Here is a 15,734-nt window from a genome sequence, read left to right as displayed (position 1 = left end):
ATACTCTGCTGCGCAGCAATCCAGGGTTCGGAGCGCTGCCGGGCTATCCACCAGCCTTCACGGGTCGTACACGCTTCGCATGGCGCGCACGACTGAGGGCGAGACACAACAAGGACGTATCACTCATGAAACCGTTATCCCTCAGCGAAAACGGCCTGCCGGCGCAGATCTGGAACAGCGCCCCGCAGCTCGACAACATTCCCGTCATCAACACTCACACATTAGTGCCACCCGGCGCCCGCGCCGTGGTCATTGCCCCGCATCCCGGCGATGAAGTGGTGACCTGCGGCGGCCTGCTGCAACTGCTTTCCAGCCTGGGGCATCCCTTGCAACTGCTGTCGATCACCGATGGCAGCGCCAGTCATCCGGGCTCGCGACAGTGGTCGGAGAAACGCCTGAGTGTGTTCCGCCCCCAGGAAAGCGTCGAAGCCCTGCGCCGTCTCGGTTTGCCGATGCACAGCCTGAAATGGGTGCGCGGCGGGTTCACTGACAACGCCCTGCTCGATCAGGAACATCAGCTGACCGATTTCATCGCCCGCTACCTGCGCCCCGGTGATGTGGTTTTCAGCACCTGGCGCGAAGATGGCACCGCCGATCATGAAGTGGTTGGCCGGGCCAGTGCCAAGGCTGCGCAACTGGCCGGCGCGACCTATCATGATGTGCCGGTCTGGGCCTGGCACTGGCCGGAACGGGATCAGGCGCAGATCCCGTGGCATCGCGCGCGCAAGCTGCGGCTCGACACCTGGACGGTCGCGCGCAAGAGCCACGCCACCCATGCCTACGCCAGCCAGCTCAACGGCGAACCGGCGATCGGTATTGCGCCCCTGCTGCCCAAGTCGATTCTGGAACGCATGCGCCTGCCTTACGAGATCGTCCTGGTCGATTGACGGCGGACGCGGGCAGCCACTCAAAGTGAACTGCCCGCGCCCGGATCAGTCGCATGAACAGGCCGTCATGATTCAGAGGAGTGAACGTGTCCAGCGATCCCAAGCGTCATGCCGTCGACGCACAGACCTCCACGCCGTCCGACATCCATCGCCTGCGGGTGCTCACGGTCAACACGCACAAGGGTTTTACCGCGCTCAATCGACGTTTCATCCTTCCGGAGCTGCGTGAAGCGGTGCGCAGCACCTCGGCCGATCTGGTGTTTCTGCAGGAAGTGGTCGGCGAACACGAGCGACACTCCAGCCGCTACAACGAATGGCCGCAAACCTCGCAGTACGAATTCCTCGCCGACAGCATGTGGAGCGACTTTGCCTACGGCCGCAATGCGGTGTATCCCGATGGCCATCACGGCAACGCCCTGCTCTCGAAATACCCGATCCGCGAGTACCGCAACCTCGATGTTTCGATCACCGGTCCCGAACGGCGCGGGCTGTTGCACTGCGTCCTGGATGTGCCGGGTCATGCCGAAGTACATGCCATCTGCGTGCACCTGAGCCTGCTCGAAAGCCATCGGCAATTGCAGTTGCAGCTGCTCTGCCAATTACTCGAATCCCTGCCCGAGGATGCCCCGGTGATCATCGCCGGCGACTTCAATGACTGGCAGTTGCAGGGCAATGTCGCCCTCGCCCGTCGCGACTACTTGCACGAAGCCTTCGAACGCCATCACGGCCGCCCGGCCAAGACCTACCCCGCGCGTTTCCCGTTGCTGCGACTGGACCGGATCTACCTGCGCAATGCCAGCAGCCACGACCCGCAGATCCTCGGCAGCAAACCGTGGACACATCTGTCGGATCATTTGCCGCTGGCTGTCGAAGTGCATTTATAGCGCAATACTGACAGCCGTCCTCACCCGTACAGCGATGCGAAACCGGTTGCCGATCCCGGTCTGGCAGACCGACTGTCGGTTACAAAACGTCTCTGCCTCGCGGCTTGCGCAGCGATTAGGCCTACAAACAAGAACTTAGATAAATGCGCAAAAACAGAAGCTTGCATCATCCGATTTGACTCGACCGCTCATCGTTCAATTTCTTGACGCAACGACTCATGTCTTCTTAGCTCTACCTTACTACCCCCGGAAATACTACTCGGGGCGAGCCTCAGGTCACTCGTCAAAACGGACGGCCTCGGGCTCGCCACGCTCCATTCGGTCGCCCCTCGTTCGGGGTAGGAGAGACGCCAAGGCGAGATACTGCATGCGCTAGCAAGGTAGACCTCCATGAAAACCTCACTCACCTCACAAGAGATCAAAGTTACCTTTTGCACCGTTTCAAGTTCTATCTTGCTGTGCTCGTCCATGGAGGCGCAGGCGGGTCCTGCCGAGGACGAGACCACGTCCTGGTATCGCCAGGACATTCCGGTCATGACTCTTCCCGCCACGGTCGTGACGCCGGGGCCGCAACGTCTGGGCCCGCAGCCGGACCTGCGAGGCGCGAAGCTGATCACCGAAGACCTCGCCCCTTCGGCCTGGGAGCAGCTCTACGGAGAGACCTCCCGCCAGGCGCAAACCGATGCACTCAGCCAAGGCTTCGCCATGCCCGGCACTGGCGACTTCAAAGGCCCCGCCGTGCTGACCCTGAAAAGCAGCAGCGGCCACACCCAGCAGGTCGGCCTGATCGGCGGGGTCAATCAGATCAAGGCCAATGGCAGCGGACTGATCACCAGCCGCGCCCTCGCCGATCCGAACACCGACACCCTCAACCTGCAAGGTCAGAGCCTGGGCGCCTACTACAGCTTGAGTGGCCCACAGGGCTGGCACGTTGACTTGTCGGCCAGTGGCGGTCGGGTCAGCGGTTTCAGTCGGAACGAGCAAGGTGCACGCCTGGCCACCGAAGGCAGCGCGATGACGCTGTCGGTAGAAGGCGGATTCCCGATCGGTCTGGGTGAAAACTGGGTGGTTGAACCGCAAGCGCAATTGATCAACCAGCGCATCACTCTGGATACGCCGTACGCAGGCTCGGGCAACGCCTCTTCCAGTGACATTACATCGTGGAGCGGCCGGGTCGGTGCGCGCTTGAAAGGCAGCTACGATCTGAACGGGTTGCCCGTTGAGCCCTACGTGCGCACGAACCTGTGGCACACGGTGTACACCGGCGACACGGTGACGCTGGATCAGGTGGACAAGATCAGCAGCAGCCGCAAGTCCTCGACTGTGGAAGTCGGACTGGGACTGGTGGCCAGAATGACGCCGACAGTGAGCCTGTATGTCAGTGCCGACTACAGCAGTGATGTGGACGACAACGACCTGAACGGGTTGATTGGCAGCCTGGGGGTCCGGATGCGCTGGTGACTTCTTCTGCATGATCGTTCCCACGCTCTGCGTGGGAACGATCTCGCGTGGGTCAGCCCTCGGGCTTGAGGATCAAAACTGCCAATGGCGGCAAATTCAGCTCCAGCGACAACGCCTGCCCATGGCTCGCGACCTCTTCGGTGAACGCCCCGCCCCCGTTGCCGTAGTTGGAACCGGCGTAGGTGTCGGCGTCACTGTTGAGCAACTCCTTCCAGCGCCCGGCAAACGGCACGCCCACGCGGTAAGACTGACGCGGCACCGGGGTGAAGTTGGCCACCACCAGCACCGGCGTGCCGTCCTTGCTCCAGCGCAGCCATGCGTAAACGCTGTTGATCGCATCGTCGCCGATCAACCACTGAAAGCCTTGCGGCGCATCGTCCTGCTCGTGCAGCGCCGGCTCTTCGCGATACAACCGATTGAGGTCGCTGACCAGTTTCTGCACGCCTTTGTGTTCCGAATATTGCAGCAGATACCAGTCCAGCTGCTGATCATGATTCCACTCGCGCCACTGGCCGAACTCGCAACCCATGAACAACAGTTTCTTGCCCGGATGGGTCCACATGAAACTCAGGTACGCGCGCAGATTGGCGAACTTCTGCCAGCGATCGCCGGGCATTTTGTCGATCAGCGAATGCTTGCCGTGCACCACTTCGTCGTGGGAAATCGGCAGGATGAACCGCTCGGACCAGGCGTAGACCAGGCCGAAACTCAACTCGTTGTGGTGATGGGCGCGGTACACCGGATCCTGCTGAATGTAGTGCAGCGAGTCGTGCATCCAGCCCATGTTCCATTTGTAGGCAAAACCGAGACCGCCCTGTTGGGTGCTCTGGCTGACGCCCGGCCACGCCGTGGACTCTTCGGCGATCACCAGCGCGCCCGGCGCTTCCAATGCCACCACGTCGTTCAAGTGCCGCAGGAAATCGATGGCTTCCAGGTTCTCGCGACCGCCATGACGGTTCGGCACCCACTCACCGGCCTTGCGCGAATAATCACGATAGAGCATCGACGCCACAGCATCGACCCGCAGCCCGTCGATATGGAAATGCTTGAGCCAGTGCAACGCCGACGCCAGCATGTAGCCGTGCACTTCGGTGCGGCCAAGGTTGTAGATCAGCGTGTCCCAATCCTGGTGGAAGCCTTCCAGTGGATTACCGTATTCGTAGAGCGCGGTGCCGTCGAATTGCGCAAGGCCATGGGTATCGGTCGGGAAATGCGCCGGCACCCAGTCGAGAATCACACCGATGCCGGCCTGGTGGCAGGCATTGACGAACTCGCCGAACTGCTCGGGTGTACCGTATCGCGCACTCGGAGCGAACTGCGACAGCAACTGATAGCCCCATGAACCGCCAAACGGGTGCTCCATGATCGGCATCAGTTCGATATGTGTGAAGCCCAGTTCCTTCACATAGGGAATCAGCCGCTCGGCCAGTTCCGGCCACGTGTACTGGCGCGCCACTTCGCCCAGATCGTCGAGTTCGCATTGCCAGGAACCGGCGTGCAACTCATAGATCGACAGCGGCGCATTGTGCTGCTGATGTTCGCGGCGGCCGCTCATCCAGTCGTGATCTTGCCAGTCGATCTGCAACGGTGCGGCGACTTTTGACGCAGTGTCCGGCGGCAGACTGGTGGCCAGTGCCATCGGGTCGGCCTTCAGCGGCAGAATGCCGTGGGCGCCGAGGATTTCGTACTTGTACAGTTCCCCTGCTTGCAGGCGCGGAATGAACAATTCCCACACGCCAGACGGATGCCGCAGGCGCATCGGATGCCGCCGCCCGTCCCAGACGTTGAAATCGCCGACCACCGACACCCGTCGGGCATTCGGTGCCCACACCGCGAAACGCACGCCATCAACGCCATCGACGGTTTTCAACTGCGCACCGAGGCAACTGCTGAGGTCGCGGTGATTGCCTTCGGCAAACAGGTACAGGTCCATTTCACCGAGCAACTGACCAAAGCTGTAAGGATCTTCCGCGACCTGCTCGCCACCGGCCCAGCGAGTACGCAACAGGTATGGCCGCGCGTGCTCGAAATGGCCGACAAACAGCCCCGGCGTTTCGGTGGCGTCCAACGGGCCGAGCTCTTCGCCACTGTTCTTGTCCAGCACCGAAACACTCAACGCACCAGGCAGATACGCCCGGATAAATTGCCCGCCGGCACCATCGCCGTGGGGGCCGAGAATGGAAAACGGGTCGTGATGTTCTGCACGCACCAAGGCATCAATGTCTTTTGCAGTGGGCAGCAATCTTTCTTTAGCGCGACCCTGTTCCTTGTTCGAGAAACTCATGACTACTCTCCACCAAGATCGGAAAAGGGTTTTAGCCCCGTCAATAACCCGTACAGACCGTGCAGCGGCACGGGCAGCCAGGTGGGGCGATTTTCGGCTTCATAGGCCACTTCGTAGGCCGCTTTCTCCAGACCGAACAACGCCAGCGCGGCGTCGGCACCTTCAGGATCCTGCCAGGCATGATCAAGACTAGCTGCCGCTTGGCGATATGCCTGGAGAAACGCGTCCCGTGCTTCACGCAAGTACCGCTCCGTGACCCGGCGACGCGCGGCTTCAGTCTCGGGACTGTTGTCGACGTTGTGCACGTTCAGGGCCATGGCTGCGGCATAGTCGAAGGAACGCAGCACCCCGCTGACGTCCTTGTACGGGCTGTGCTTGCCTCGGCGCTCGCTCAATGGCCGCGCCGGTTCACCTTCAAAGTCGATCAAGTACGCATCACCCTTGATCACCAGCACTTGTCCCAAATGCAGATCGCCGTGGACACGAATCCGCAGCCCGCCAGCCGAACGTTTTGCCAGTTCCTGCACATGGGCCAGAATGGTTTTTTTGTGCTCGAGCAGCCGAGCCACAAGCTTCTGATCCGCCGCATCAAGTTCGCCCTGATGCTGTTTGAGCAGCTTCAGCGCATGCTCGACCTGCGCCGCGACATCCTTACCCGTCGCCTGCGCATCCTTGGCCGAACTGACTTGCGGCGCGAAGTCCCGGTTGTCGCTCGGCGCTGCCAGCACCTGATGCATTTCCCCCAGACGCTGGCCGAGCATCCCGGCGAAATCCTTCAGCTCACCCAAGGCGTTGTAGTGCTGCGCCTGCTCGGACACGGCGTCGGCCAGCTCGTCGCGCAGCGCCCGTTCGAGGTTGTTCTGCGTCCATTCCCAGGCATCGCCCTGATTGCTCAGATAACCCTGCGCAATCATCAGCAGGTTGTCCTCGCCATCGATGCCACGGCGAATCACCGAGCCCAGCAGCGGAGAGATATTGGCAAATCCTGCAGCGGTCAGGTAAGCGCTCATCTCCAGTTCCGGGTGTACGCCGGACGCGACTTTTCGGATCAGCTTAAGTACCAGACTGTTGCCGATCACCACCGAACTGTTGGATTGCTCGGCAGACAGGTAGCGCACTTCGGATTCAGCACCCAGGCCGAGTGTTTCCAGATGCGGCGTTGCCTCGAAACGGATCTCGCCGTCACTGGATTCGAGCACCGTGCCGCCCTGCATGCCTTGCAGCACCGCGCGAACAAACGCTTCAAGGCTGAAAGCATCGGTGATCAACCCGACCTGGCGCACCCGGCGCACTCGGGCCAGGGCAAGTTGTTGCGGCAACGCCGGCCCGACCTGATCTTCGGCAATGAAGCCGAACGGCAATTGATAACGACTGGTCTGCCCGCCGCTCTGCACTTCGATTTCGCTGAACAGCACCGGATGCTGTGCATCGCCGAAGCGCACGCCGTAGGCCAGCTTCACGTGTTCGATGGCAGTGTCCTTGCCGGCGAACCAGCGGCGGTTCTGCAGCCAGCTCGGCAGAATCGCCTGCTCGAGGGTGGCCCGGGACGGCGCTTCGAGCAGCTCTTCCATGCGTTTTTTCAGTACCAGCGTGGTGAAGTCCGGCAGGCTCTGCGCCGGTTCGACGTGCCAGCTCGGCATCTGGTTTTCCGCCGCCAGGCCGAACCAGTAAAAACCGTAAGGCGGCAGGGTCAGCAGGAAACTCAACTGGCCGATGGGCGGGAACGCATTCCCGCCGAGCATCTCCACCGGCACCATGCCAACGTAGGCCGACAGGTCGAGCTCCACAGCCTGAGCACTGCGCGACACGTTGGCCACGCACAGAATGATTTCGTGCTTGCCGTCCGGCCCGGTGTATTCACGGGTGTAGGCCAGCACCCGGCGGTTGGCCGGCGAAAGCATTTTCAGCGTGCCGCGCCCGAATGCCTTGGATTGCTTGCGCACCGCCAGCAGGCGGCGAGTCCAGTTCAGCAGCGAATGCGGGTCACCGGCCTGGGTTTCGACGTTGACCGATTGATAACCGTATTGCGGGTCCATGATCGGCGGCAGTACCAGACTGGCCGGATCGGCGCGGGAGAAACCGCCGTTGCGGTCGATCGACCATTGCATCGGCGTGCGTACACCGTCGCGGTCGCCGAGGTAGATGTTGTCGCCCATGCCGATTTCATCGCCGTAATACAGGGTCGGCGTGCCGGGCATCGACAACAGCAGACTGTTCAGCAGCTCGATGCGGCGGCGGTCACGCTCCATCAACGGCGCCAGACGGCGGCGGATGCCAAGGTTGATCCGCGCACGACGGTCAGCGGCGTAGTAGTTCCACAGGTAGTCGCGCTCCTTGTCGGTCACCATCTCCAGCGTCAGCTCATCGTGGTTGCGCAGGAAAATCGCCCATTGGCAGTTGGCCGGGATTTCCGGGGTCTGACGCAGGATGTCGGTGATCGGGAAGCGATCTTCCTGGGCCAGCGCCATGTACATGCGCGGCATCAACGGGAAGTGGAACGCCATGTGACACTCGTCACCATTCACGCCCTCGGCGTCGGTGTCACCGAAGTACAGCTGGGTGTCTTCCGGCCATTGATTGGCTTCGGCCAGCAGCATGCGATCGGGGTAGTTGGCGTCGATCTCGGCACGGATCTGCTTGAGGACGTCGTGGGTTTCCGGGAGGTTTTCGTTGTTGGTGCCGTCGCGTTCGATCAGGTACGGAATCGCATCCAGGCGCAGGCCGTCGATGCCCATGTCCAGCCAGTAGCGCATCACCGACAGCACGGCTTTCATGACTTGCGGGTTATCGAAGTTGAGATCCGGCTGGTGCGAATAGAAGCGGTGCCAGAAGTACTGACCGGCCACCGGATCCCAGGTCCAGTTGGACTTTTCGGTGTCGAGAAAAATGATCCGGGTGCCGTCGTATTTCTGGTCGTCATCCGACCACACATAGAAGTCCCGCGCGGCCGAACCGGGCTTGGCCTTGCGCGCGCGCTGAAACCACGGGTGCTGATCGGACGTGTGGTTGATGACCAGCTCGGTGATGACCCTCAACCCGCGTTTATGCGCCTCGGCAATGAAACGCTTGGCGTCGGCCATCGTTCCGTAATCGCTGTGGACGCCTCGGTATTCGGCGATGTCGTAACCATCGTCGCGACGTGGCGAGGGGTAGAACGGCAACAGCCAGATGGTGTTGACGCCAAGATCGGCAATGTAATCGAGTTTGGCGATCAGGCCGGGAAAGTCGCCGATTCCGTCGTTATTCGAATCGAAAAAGGATTTGACGTGAACTTGATAGATGACCGCGTCCTTGTACCAGAGCGGGTCCTTGATGAAGGTGGCTGCCTTGGGTTTCTTCGCCATGTGAAACTCCTGTTGAATTCAATAAGGGCGTCCTGCGCAGATCGCTGATCGTTCCCACGCTCTGCGTGGGAATGCATACCGGGACGCTCCGCGTCCCAAAGCGGACGCAGAGCGTCCATGGCGGCATTCCCACGCGGACGGTTCGACGCCTCGACGTGGGAACGATCAGGAACCGATCAAGTCGATCAGGAAGAAGTGATCCGCCAGATTCCGAACGGCTGATACGCCGGGTCGATCCGCATGAACTGGTACTTGCCGTGCCAGTCCCAGCGATGGCCGTTCATCAGGTCTTCGCCGTGGGTGGTGGCATCGTCCGGCAGGCCCATTTCCCACAGCGGCAGCTCGAAATTCGCCTCTTGCACGTTATGCGGATCGAGGCTGACGGCGACCAGAATGAAGTTGCTGCCGTCTGCGCTGCGCTTGCCGAAATAAAGAATGTTGTCATTCCAGGCGTTGTAGATCTTCAGGCCCAGATGACTGTGCAGCGCCGGATTCTGCCGGCGGATGCGGTTGAGCTGGGCGATCTCCGCAATGATGTTGCCGGGCTGGTTGAAGTCGCGGACGCGGATCTCGTACTTCTCCGAATCAAGATATTCCTCCTTGCCCGGCACCGGCGCCGATTCGCACAGCTCGAACCCCGAATACATGCCCCACAGGCCCGAGCCCATGGTCGCCAGCGCCGCGCGGATGAGAAATCCGGGACGTCCCGATTCATGCAGGAACGCCGGGTTGATGTCCGGGGTATTGACGAAGAAATTCGGCCGGTAGCACTCGCGCCACGGCGACTCATTGAGCTCGCTGAAATAGGTCGCCAGTTCGGCCTTGGTGTTGCGCCAGGTGAAATAGGTGTAGCTCTGGGTGTAACCGACCTTGCCCAGCCGCGCCATCATCGCCGGGGTGGTGAAGGCTTCGGCGAGGAAAATCACTTCCGGGTACAGGGTGCGTACATCGGCGATCAACCATTGCCAGAACGGCAGCGGTTTGGTGTGCGGGTTGTCGACGCGAAAGATCTTCACGCCCTCCTGCACCCAGCCGACCACAATGTCGCGCAACTCGACCCACAGGCTCGGAATTGCTTCCGGCGCATAGAAGTCGACGTTGACGATGTCCTGGTATTTCTTCGGCGGGTTCTCTGCGTATTTGATCGTGCCGTCCGGCCGCCAGTTGAACCAGCCCGGATGCTCCTTGAGCCACGGGTGATCCTGGGAGCACTGGATGGCGAAGTCGAGGGCGATTTCCAGACCGTGGTCTGCGGCAGCAGCTACCAGCCGACGGAAGTCCTCACGGGTGCCGAGCTGCGAGTGAATCGCTTCGTGGCCACCCTCCTCGCTGCCGATCGCATACGGGCTGCCGGGATCGTCCGGGCCGGCGGTCAGGGAATTGTTGCGGCCCTTGCGATGGCTGCGGCCAATCGGGTGGATCGGCGTGAAGTACAACACGTCAAAACCCATGTCCTGAATCATCGGCAGGCGCGAGTGCACATCATTGAAGGTGCCGTGGCGGGCGGGATCGTCGGTGATCGAGCGGGGAAACAGTTCGTACCAACTGGCGAATTCCGCCAGTTCGCGCTCAACGTCCACCGGGAATTCCGCACTGATGCTCAGGTAGGCGCGGTGATCGGCCTCGGCCATCAGTTGCGCACTGCGCGAGTGCAGGAACAACGCAACCTGCTCGGTTTCGAGCAGTCCGGACAATTCGTGGTGCAAGGCTGCCAGTTGTTCGCTCAGCTGACCTTCGCTGCGCTCGGCAGCTTGCTGCACCATGGTGCGTCCTTCTTGCAGCTCGAGGCTGACCGGAACGGCGGCGGAGTGTTTCTTCTCCAGTTCGTATTGAAAACTGGCGAACTGGTCGATCCAGGCTTCGATCAGAAACAGATATCGGCCCACGCGCTGTGGCTGGAAAACGCCTTTCCAGCCGTTATTGCCCTGATCGGACATGACCTCGGTTTGCCAGGTTTCATCGCCCTCTTCGCGCCAGCGGATGCGCACCGCCAGTTTGTCGTGACCGTCAGCGAACACCTTGCTGGTGACGACGATCTCCCGGCCTGCGATTGCCTTGACGGCGAACTGTCCGCCGTCGAGGGTCGGCGCGGTGTTTTCTATGACGATGCGCGGCAGCAGCAGGGCCTGCGACAGCGGTATATGCGGGTTGTAGCTCTGTTCCGAGGGTTTTTCAGCAGTCATTGAGCATCTCTCCTTAACGCCCCAAGGACGCTCGTTTGCCTGTTTGGCGGTCACGGCCGGGCCTGCGCCCGATGATGAACTCTCTCAGGTTCCGAGCGACTGACGCCGGGAAAAGTTCACAGGGATTTGCCCCGCCACAAAATCGGATCGATTTCGCAGTGAAGTGGTCAATCCACTTAAGCACTTCCCACGCCAAGTGCCACACGGAGGTTCACCCGATGACTATCCCGATTCCAGCCGAAACACCCGATCCGAACATCGACAAACCGACCCTGCCCGAGACCGAGCCGCAACCGATTCCCGAACAGGAACCGCCTGGCTCCACGCCCCCGCCCAAGGAAGAACCGCCGACGACCATGCCGCCGGTAATCGTCTGATCAGCGCGGGTCGTTGTGGTCTTTCTCGATGCGGTCTTTTTCGATGTGATCCTTTTCGAAGACTCTGACGATCCGTGGCATGACACTGAAGATCCCCAAAGCGAGCAACGTACTGAGCAGCGCCGTCGCCTCGCGGCCCAACCCGGCCGCGACGCCGATGGCGGCGGTCATCCACAGGCCGGCGGCGGTGGTCAGGCCCTTGACGTGGCCTTCGTCACCTTCGTGGTTCTTGAGGATGGTGCCGGCGCCGAGAAAGCCGATCCCGGCAATAACACCTTGTACCACCCGGCTCATGGCGTCGGCCTGGGACCCGGACAATTGCGGCACCAGTACAAACAGCGCCGCGCCGAGTGCCACCAGCATGTGCGTTCGCACCCCGGCGGCCTTGCCCTTGTGTTCACGTTCAAAGCCGAGAATCCCGCCCAATATCGCCGCCATCAGCAGGCGCACGGTGATCCGGGTCAGCTGCGAGGCGTCGCCGATGTCGGCGAATTCCGCTTGCAGGGTTTCCCACACTTCATGCCACCAGGCGTTCATCGTCCAGTCCTTGTAATGAATTGATAAAGGATGGACAGCGCCGACCATTAATCGGTTGCGTAGAACGATCGGCGCAGCGCAAGCCCTAAAGGTTCAGATCCCCTGTGAAAAAGGACTACCCCATGCCCCTTCGTATCGATGAAAGCAATCCGGACTCGAAAGTCTGTTTTTTCACCGTGGAAAATGGTGAGGAGATTCGTATCTGCGACACGCTGGAAGTCAGGACAGATAGCGAAAAAGCCATGTCGTTCGTCGAGGTGGAAGGACGGCGCATCTACGTTACCGAAGCCGAAGCGGATGCATTGACCGTCGCAGGCGCCCGGGATGGACGCAAACACCTGAAGGCCGACGACAGTGATTCGGTGATTTGACTGACCCCGGTCAAGAACCGGCTCAGGCGTCTGGGATAGGCATCTGCGCCTTGGCCTGCGGGCTGCTTCAAGTTGTCGCAGGCGTGCGTGCAAATGTCATCTGATACGCTTTTTATTGAAATACCTGAGTCTGTTATGCAAACAGATCGACGCTCATAGTTCATCGGCCTGATGGAGGCTGATGAGCGAACGACCATGAGCGAACGAATCCCCGTCCGAACCGTAGAAGCATCTCCCCGGATAAAAAAAGTACCGGCGCGCCCAATGAAGGCGAAACACGCCACCAGCGACAACCAGATCTTCACCCGCAGCTTCACCGGCCTGTTCCGCACCTTGCGCATGAGCGGTGCGGGGTTTCTGTTCCTGCTGTTTTTCGGCACGGTGTGGCTGAACTGGGGCGGTCGTCAGGCGGTGCTCTGGGACCTTTCCGAAAGCAAATTCCACATCTTTGGCGCAACCTTCTGGCCGCAGGATTTCATTCTGCTGTCAGCGCTGCTGATCATCGCCGCGTTCGGCCTGTTCGCTATTACTGTGTTCGCCGGCCGGGTCTGGTGTGGCTACACCTGCCCGCAGAGTTCGTGGACGTGGATCTTCATGTGGTGCGAGAAGATCACCGAGGGCGAGCGCAACCAGCGCATCAAGCTGCAAGCGGCACCGTGGAGCCTGAACAAACTCGCACGGCGTGCGGCCAAGCACACGCTGTGGCTGGCGATCAGCGTGCTGACCGGGCTGACCTTCGTCGGCTATTTCACCCCGATCCGGCCGCTGGCCGAAGAACTGCTGACCTTGCAGATCGGTGGCGTCAGTCTGTTCTGGGTGCTGTTTTTCACCGCCGCCACCTACATCAATGCCGGTTGGCTGCGCGAAGCGGTGTGCATGCACATGTGCCCGTATGCGCGGTTCCAGAGCGTGATGTTCGACAAGGACACCCTGACCATTTCCTACGACGCCGCCCGTGGCGAAAACCGTGGCCCGCGCAAACGCGAGGTGAAACCGGCCGAAGCCGGCCTCGGCGATTGCATCGATTGCCAGTTGTGCGTGCAGGTCTGCCCGACCGGCATCGACATCCGTGACGGCCTGCAAATGGAATGCATCGGCTGCGCGGCGTGCATCGACGCCTGCGATTCGATCATGGACAAGATGAATTACCCCCGCGGCCTGATCCGCTACACCTCCGAGCGTGAATTGCAGGGTGGCAAGACGCACTTGCTGCGCCCGAGATTGATCGGCTACGTCGCGGTACTGGTGGTGATGATCGGCGCCCTCGCTCTGGCGTTGGTCGAACGGCCAATGGTGTCGCTGGACGTGACCAAGGACCGTGGTCTGTTCCGTGAAAACGGTCTGGGCCAGATCGAAAACATCTACACCCTCAAGGTCATCAACAAGACCCAGCAACGCCAGGACTACAACCTGAGCCTGGTGGACGGCGACGGCTTCCAGTTGCAAGGCAAGACCGAGCTGAGCCTGGCGCCGGGCGAGATCGTCGATGTGCCGGTGTCGGTGGCAATGACCACGGAACGCGCGGCCAGCAGTTCGCAGACCTTGAGCTTCAAGATTGCCGACAGTGATGAGCCTGAGATTTATAGCGTGGCGAAGAGCCGGTTTGTTGCGCCGATGAATCGGTGAGCCGTTAGAATCTCCCCCCTCACCCCAGCCCTCTCCCCCGAGGGGGCGAGGGGGAAAGGGAGCAGATCTCAGTTGCTTGCAAACCCGAGTTCGACTCCGGACTTTCAAGTCGGCGTAACTCAAACAAACAACTCGTTCAGTCCCCTCTCCCTCCGGGAGAGGGCTAGGGTGAGGGGGCTTTTCCCTGACACTCTACACATTCAACCAGCACCAAGGCCCCCGATGAAACGCTACGAAAAATTCGCCGACGACATCGCTGAACTGATCCGCTCCGGCGTCCTCGGCCCCGGTCAGCGGGTGCCGTCGGTGCGCTACGCAAGCCAGACTTACGGCGTCAGCCCGTCCACGGTGTTCCAGGCCTACTACCTGCTGGAACGTCGCGGCCTGATCCGCGCCCGGCCGCGCTCCGGCTACTTTGTCAACACGCACGCCCCGAGCCCGTTCTCGGAGCCGGTGATCAGCAGCCAAGTCAACGAGTCCACCAAGGTCGACGTCAGCGAACTGGTGTTCTCGGTGCTCGAGTCGATCAAAGACCCAAGCACCGTGCCCTTCGGCTCGGCATTCCCCAGCCCGACCCTGTTTCCGCTGCAACGCCTGTCCCGCTCGCTGGCCAGCGCCGCCCGGGAGATGGACCCGCGCATGGTGGTCACCGACATGTCGCCGGGCAACCCGCAACTGCGTCGGCAGATCGCCCTGCGCTACATGGTCGGCGGCCTGATGCTGCCGATGGAAGAACTGCTGATCACCAACGGCGCCCTCGAAGCGCTCAACCTGTGCCTGCAAGCGGTGACCGAACCCGGCGATCTGGTGGCCATCGAAGCCCCGGCGTTCTACGCCAGCCTGCAAGTGCTGGAACGGCTGAAACTCAAAGCCGTGGAAATCCCTGTTCACCCGCGCGACGGCATCGACCTCGGCGTGCTCGCCCAGACGCTCGAGCGGCACCCGATCAAGGCCTGCTGGTGCATGACCAGTTTCCAGAACCCGATGGGCGCGACCATGCCCGAGGCCAAGAAACAGGAACTGGTGGAACTGCTGAAACAGCATCAAGTGCCATTGATCGAAGACGACGTCTACGCCGAACTCTATTACGGCCAGCAGGCGCCGAAACCGGCCAAGGCCTTCGACACCGAAGGGCTGGTGATGCATTGCGGCTCGTTCGCCAAGAGTCTGGCCCCCGGCTATCGCATCGGCTGGGTCGCCGCCGGGCGCTACGCGCAAAAGATCGAACGGCTGAAGCTGATGACCTCGCTGTGCGCCTCGATGCCGGCCCAAGCGGCCATCGCCGACTATCTGCAACACGGTGGCTACGACCGTCACCTGCGCAAACTGCGCTGCGCCCTCGAAGAACAGCAAAGCGCGATGCTCGCGGCCATCGCCCGTTACTTCCCGGCGCAGACGCGCGTGAGCCAACCGGCCGGCGGCTACTTCCTGTGGCTGGAACTGCCACCACAGATGGACTCGTTGAAGTTGTTTCAGATGGCGTTGGCGCAGGGGATCAGCATCGCGCCGGGGCCGATTTTTTCGCCGACCCAGCGCTTTCGCAATTGCATCCGACTGAACTACGGCAGCCCGTGGACCGAGGATACGGAGAAGGCGATGGAGACCTTGGGGCGGATTGTGCGGTCGTTCTGAAAGACCGCTGATCGTTCCCACGCAACCAGTTCAACGCCTAGACGATGATCGTTCCCACGTCGAGGCGTCGAACCGTCCGCGTGGGAATGCCTCAAGGGACGCTCCGCGTTCCAGCTCTGGAAGGGACGCGGAGCGTCCCGGGCTGCAT

The 15,734-nt window shown here is 61.2% G+C and carries 11 protein-coding genes; 7 read left to right on the top strand and 4 right to left on the bottom strand.

Going from position 1 to position 15,734, the window contains the following annotated elements:
* Positions 1-125: 125 nt before the first annotated feature.
* The 3 genes from CAF77_RS04110 (at position 126) to CAF77_RS04100 (ending at position 3,232) form a co-directional block, all read left to right on the top strand.
* Positions 126-887: a PIG-L deacetylase family protein gene (locus tag CAF77_RS04110; protein WP_064381811.1), complete on the top strand. Its 762-nt coding sequence runs from the start codon at positions 126-128 to the stop codon at positions 885-887.
* 86 nt (positions 888-973) lie between these two features.
* A complete protein-coding gene (locus CAF77_RS04105; protein WP_064384103.1) occupies positions 974-1,771 on the top strand; it encodes an endonuclease/exonuclease/phosphatase family protein in 798 nt (265 codons plus the stop codon).
* Between the two features lie 390 nt (positions 1,772-2,161).
* On the top strand, positions 2,162-3,232 hold the full coding sequence (locus CAF77_RS04100; RefSeq protein WP_064381812.1) for an autotransporter outer membrane beta-barrel domain-containing protein: 1,071 nt from the start codon (positions 2,162-2,164) through the stop codon (positions 3,230-3,232).
* 52 nt (positions 3,233-3,284) lie between these two features.
* Here CAF77_RS04100 and glgB read toward each other — a convergent pair whose 3' ends face one another.
* The 3 genes from glgB to CAF77_RS04085 all read right to left on the bottom strand — a co-directional run bounded on the left by glgB (position 3,285) and on the right by CAF77_RS04085 (position 11,043).
* The gene (gene glgB / locus CAF77_RS04095; RefSeq protein ID WP_064381813.1) at positions 3,285-5,516 is read right to left on the bottom strand and encodes a 1,4-alpha-glucan branching protein GlgB; all 2,232 of its coding nucleotides are present in this window, start codon (positions 5,514-5,516) and stop codon (positions 3,285-3,287) included.
* A 2-nt stretch (positions 5,517-5,518) separates the two neighbouring features.
* Complete coding sequence (gene treS / locus CAF77_RS04090) at positions 5,519-8,860, bottom strand: maltose alpha-D-glucosyltransferase (RefSeq protein WP_064381814.1); 3,342 nt, start codon at positions 8,858-8,860, stop codon at positions 5,519-5,521.
* A gap of 185 nt (positions 8,861-9,045) precedes the next feature.
* Positions 9,046-11,043: an alpha-1,4-glucan--maltose-1-phosphate maltosyltransferase gene (locus tag CAF77_RS04085; protein ID WP_064381815.1), complete on the bottom strand. Its 1,998-nt coding sequence runs from the start codon at positions 11,041-11,043 to the stop codon at positions 9,046-9,048.
* Between the two features lie 218 nt (positions 11,044-11,261).
* Between CAF77_RS04085 and CAF77_RS29275 the strand changes: the two genes are divergently transcribed.
* Complete coding sequence (locus CAF77_RS29275; RefSeq protein WP_170928915.1) at positions 11,262-11,420, top strand: hypothetical protein; 159 nt, start codon at positions 11,262-11,264, stop codon at positions 11,418-11,420.
* On the opposite strand, the gene CAF77_RS04080 is transcribed toward CAF77_RS29275, so the two are convergent.
* The gene (locus tag CAF77_RS04080; protein WP_041475257.1) at positions 11,421-11,957 is read right to left on the bottom strand and encodes an MgtC/SapB family protein; all 537 of its coding nucleotides are present in this window, start codon (positions 11,955-11,957) and stop codon (positions 11,421-11,423) included. It lies immediately after the preceding gene.
* A gap of 122 nt (positions 11,958-12,079) precedes the next feature.
* Here CAF77_RS04080 and CAF77_RS04075 point away from each other — a divergent pair, with 122 nt between their 5' ends.
* From CAF77_RS04075 to mapR, 3 genes are all read left to right on the top strand, one after another.
* Positions 12,080-12,328 (top strand): DUF3203 family protein, encoded by a 249-nt coding sequence (locus CAF77_RS04075; protein ID WP_011333950.1) that lies wholly within the window; start codon positions 12,080-12,082, stop codon positions 12,326-12,328.
* Between the two features lie 195 nt (positions 12,329-12,523).
* Positions 12,524-13,954, top strand: a complete 1,431-nt coding sequence (gene ccoG, locus CAF77_RS04070; RefSeq protein ID WP_064381816.1) for a cytochrome c oxidase accessory protein CcoG — start codon at positions 12,524-12,526, stop codon at positions 13,952-13,954.
* A gap of 222 nt (positions 13,955-14,176) precedes the next feature.
* Positions 14,177-15,586 (top strand): GntR family transcriptional regulator MpaR, encoded by a 1,410-nt coding sequence (mapR, locus tag CAF77_RS04065; RefSeq protein WP_085654061.1) that lies wholly within the window; start codon positions 14,177-14,179, stop codon positions 15,584-15,586.
* The last annotated feature ends 148 nt before the right edge of the window (positions 15,587-15,734 follow it).

Origin of the sequence: Pseudomonas sp. R15(2017), assembly GCF_002112685.1 — a bacterium.
Taxonomy (GTDB): domain Bacteria; phylum Pseudomonadota; class Gammaproteobacteria; order Pseudomonadales; family Pseudomonadaceae; genus Aquipseudomonas; species Aquipseudomonas glycinae.
This window is presented reverse-complemented; position numbering and strand designations above follow the sequence as displayed.

Excerpts from the sequence above, each read along its gene's own strand:
- ccoG (WP_064381816.1), top strand. The coding sequence starts at position 12,524 with ATGAGCGAACGAATCCCCGTCCGAACCGTAGAAGCATCTCCCCGGATA.
- mapR (WP_085654061.1), top strand. The coding sequence starts at position 14,177 with ATGAAACGCTACGAAAAATTCGCCGACGACATCGCTGAACTGATCCGC.
- glgB (WP_064381813.1), bottom strand. The coding sequence starts at position 5,516 with ATGAGTTTCTCGAACAAGGAACAGGGTCGCGCTAAAGAAAGATTGCTG.
- CAF77_RS29275 (WP_170928915.1), top strand. The coding sequence starts at position 11,262 with ATGACTATCCCGATTCCAGCCGAAACACCCGATCCGAACATCGACAAA.
- CAF77_RS04075 (WP_011333950.1), top strand. The coding sequence starts at position 12,080 with ATGCCCCTTCGTATCGATGAAAGCAATCCGGACTCGAAAGTCTGTTTT.
- CAF77_RS04080 (WP_041475257.1), bottom strand. The coding sequence starts at position 11,957 with ATGAACGCCTGGTGGCATGAAGTGTGGGAAACCCTGCAAGCGGAATTC.
- treS (WP_064381814.1), bottom strand. The coding sequence starts at position 8,860 with ATGGCGAAGAAACCCAAGGCAGCCACCTTCATCAAGGACCCGCTCTGG.
- CAF77_RS04100 (WP_064381812.1), top strand. The coding sequence starts at position 2,162 with ATGAAAACCTCACTCACCTCACAAGAGATCAAAGTTACCTTTTGCACC.
- CAF77_RS04085 (WP_064381815.1), bottom strand. The coding sequence starts at position 11,043 with ATGACTGCTGAAAAACCCTCGGAACAGAGCTACAACCCGCATATACCG.
- CAF77_RS04110 (WP_064381811.1), top strand. The coding sequence starts at position 126 with ATGAAACCGTTATCCCTCAGCGAAAACGGCCTGCCGGCGCAGATCTGG.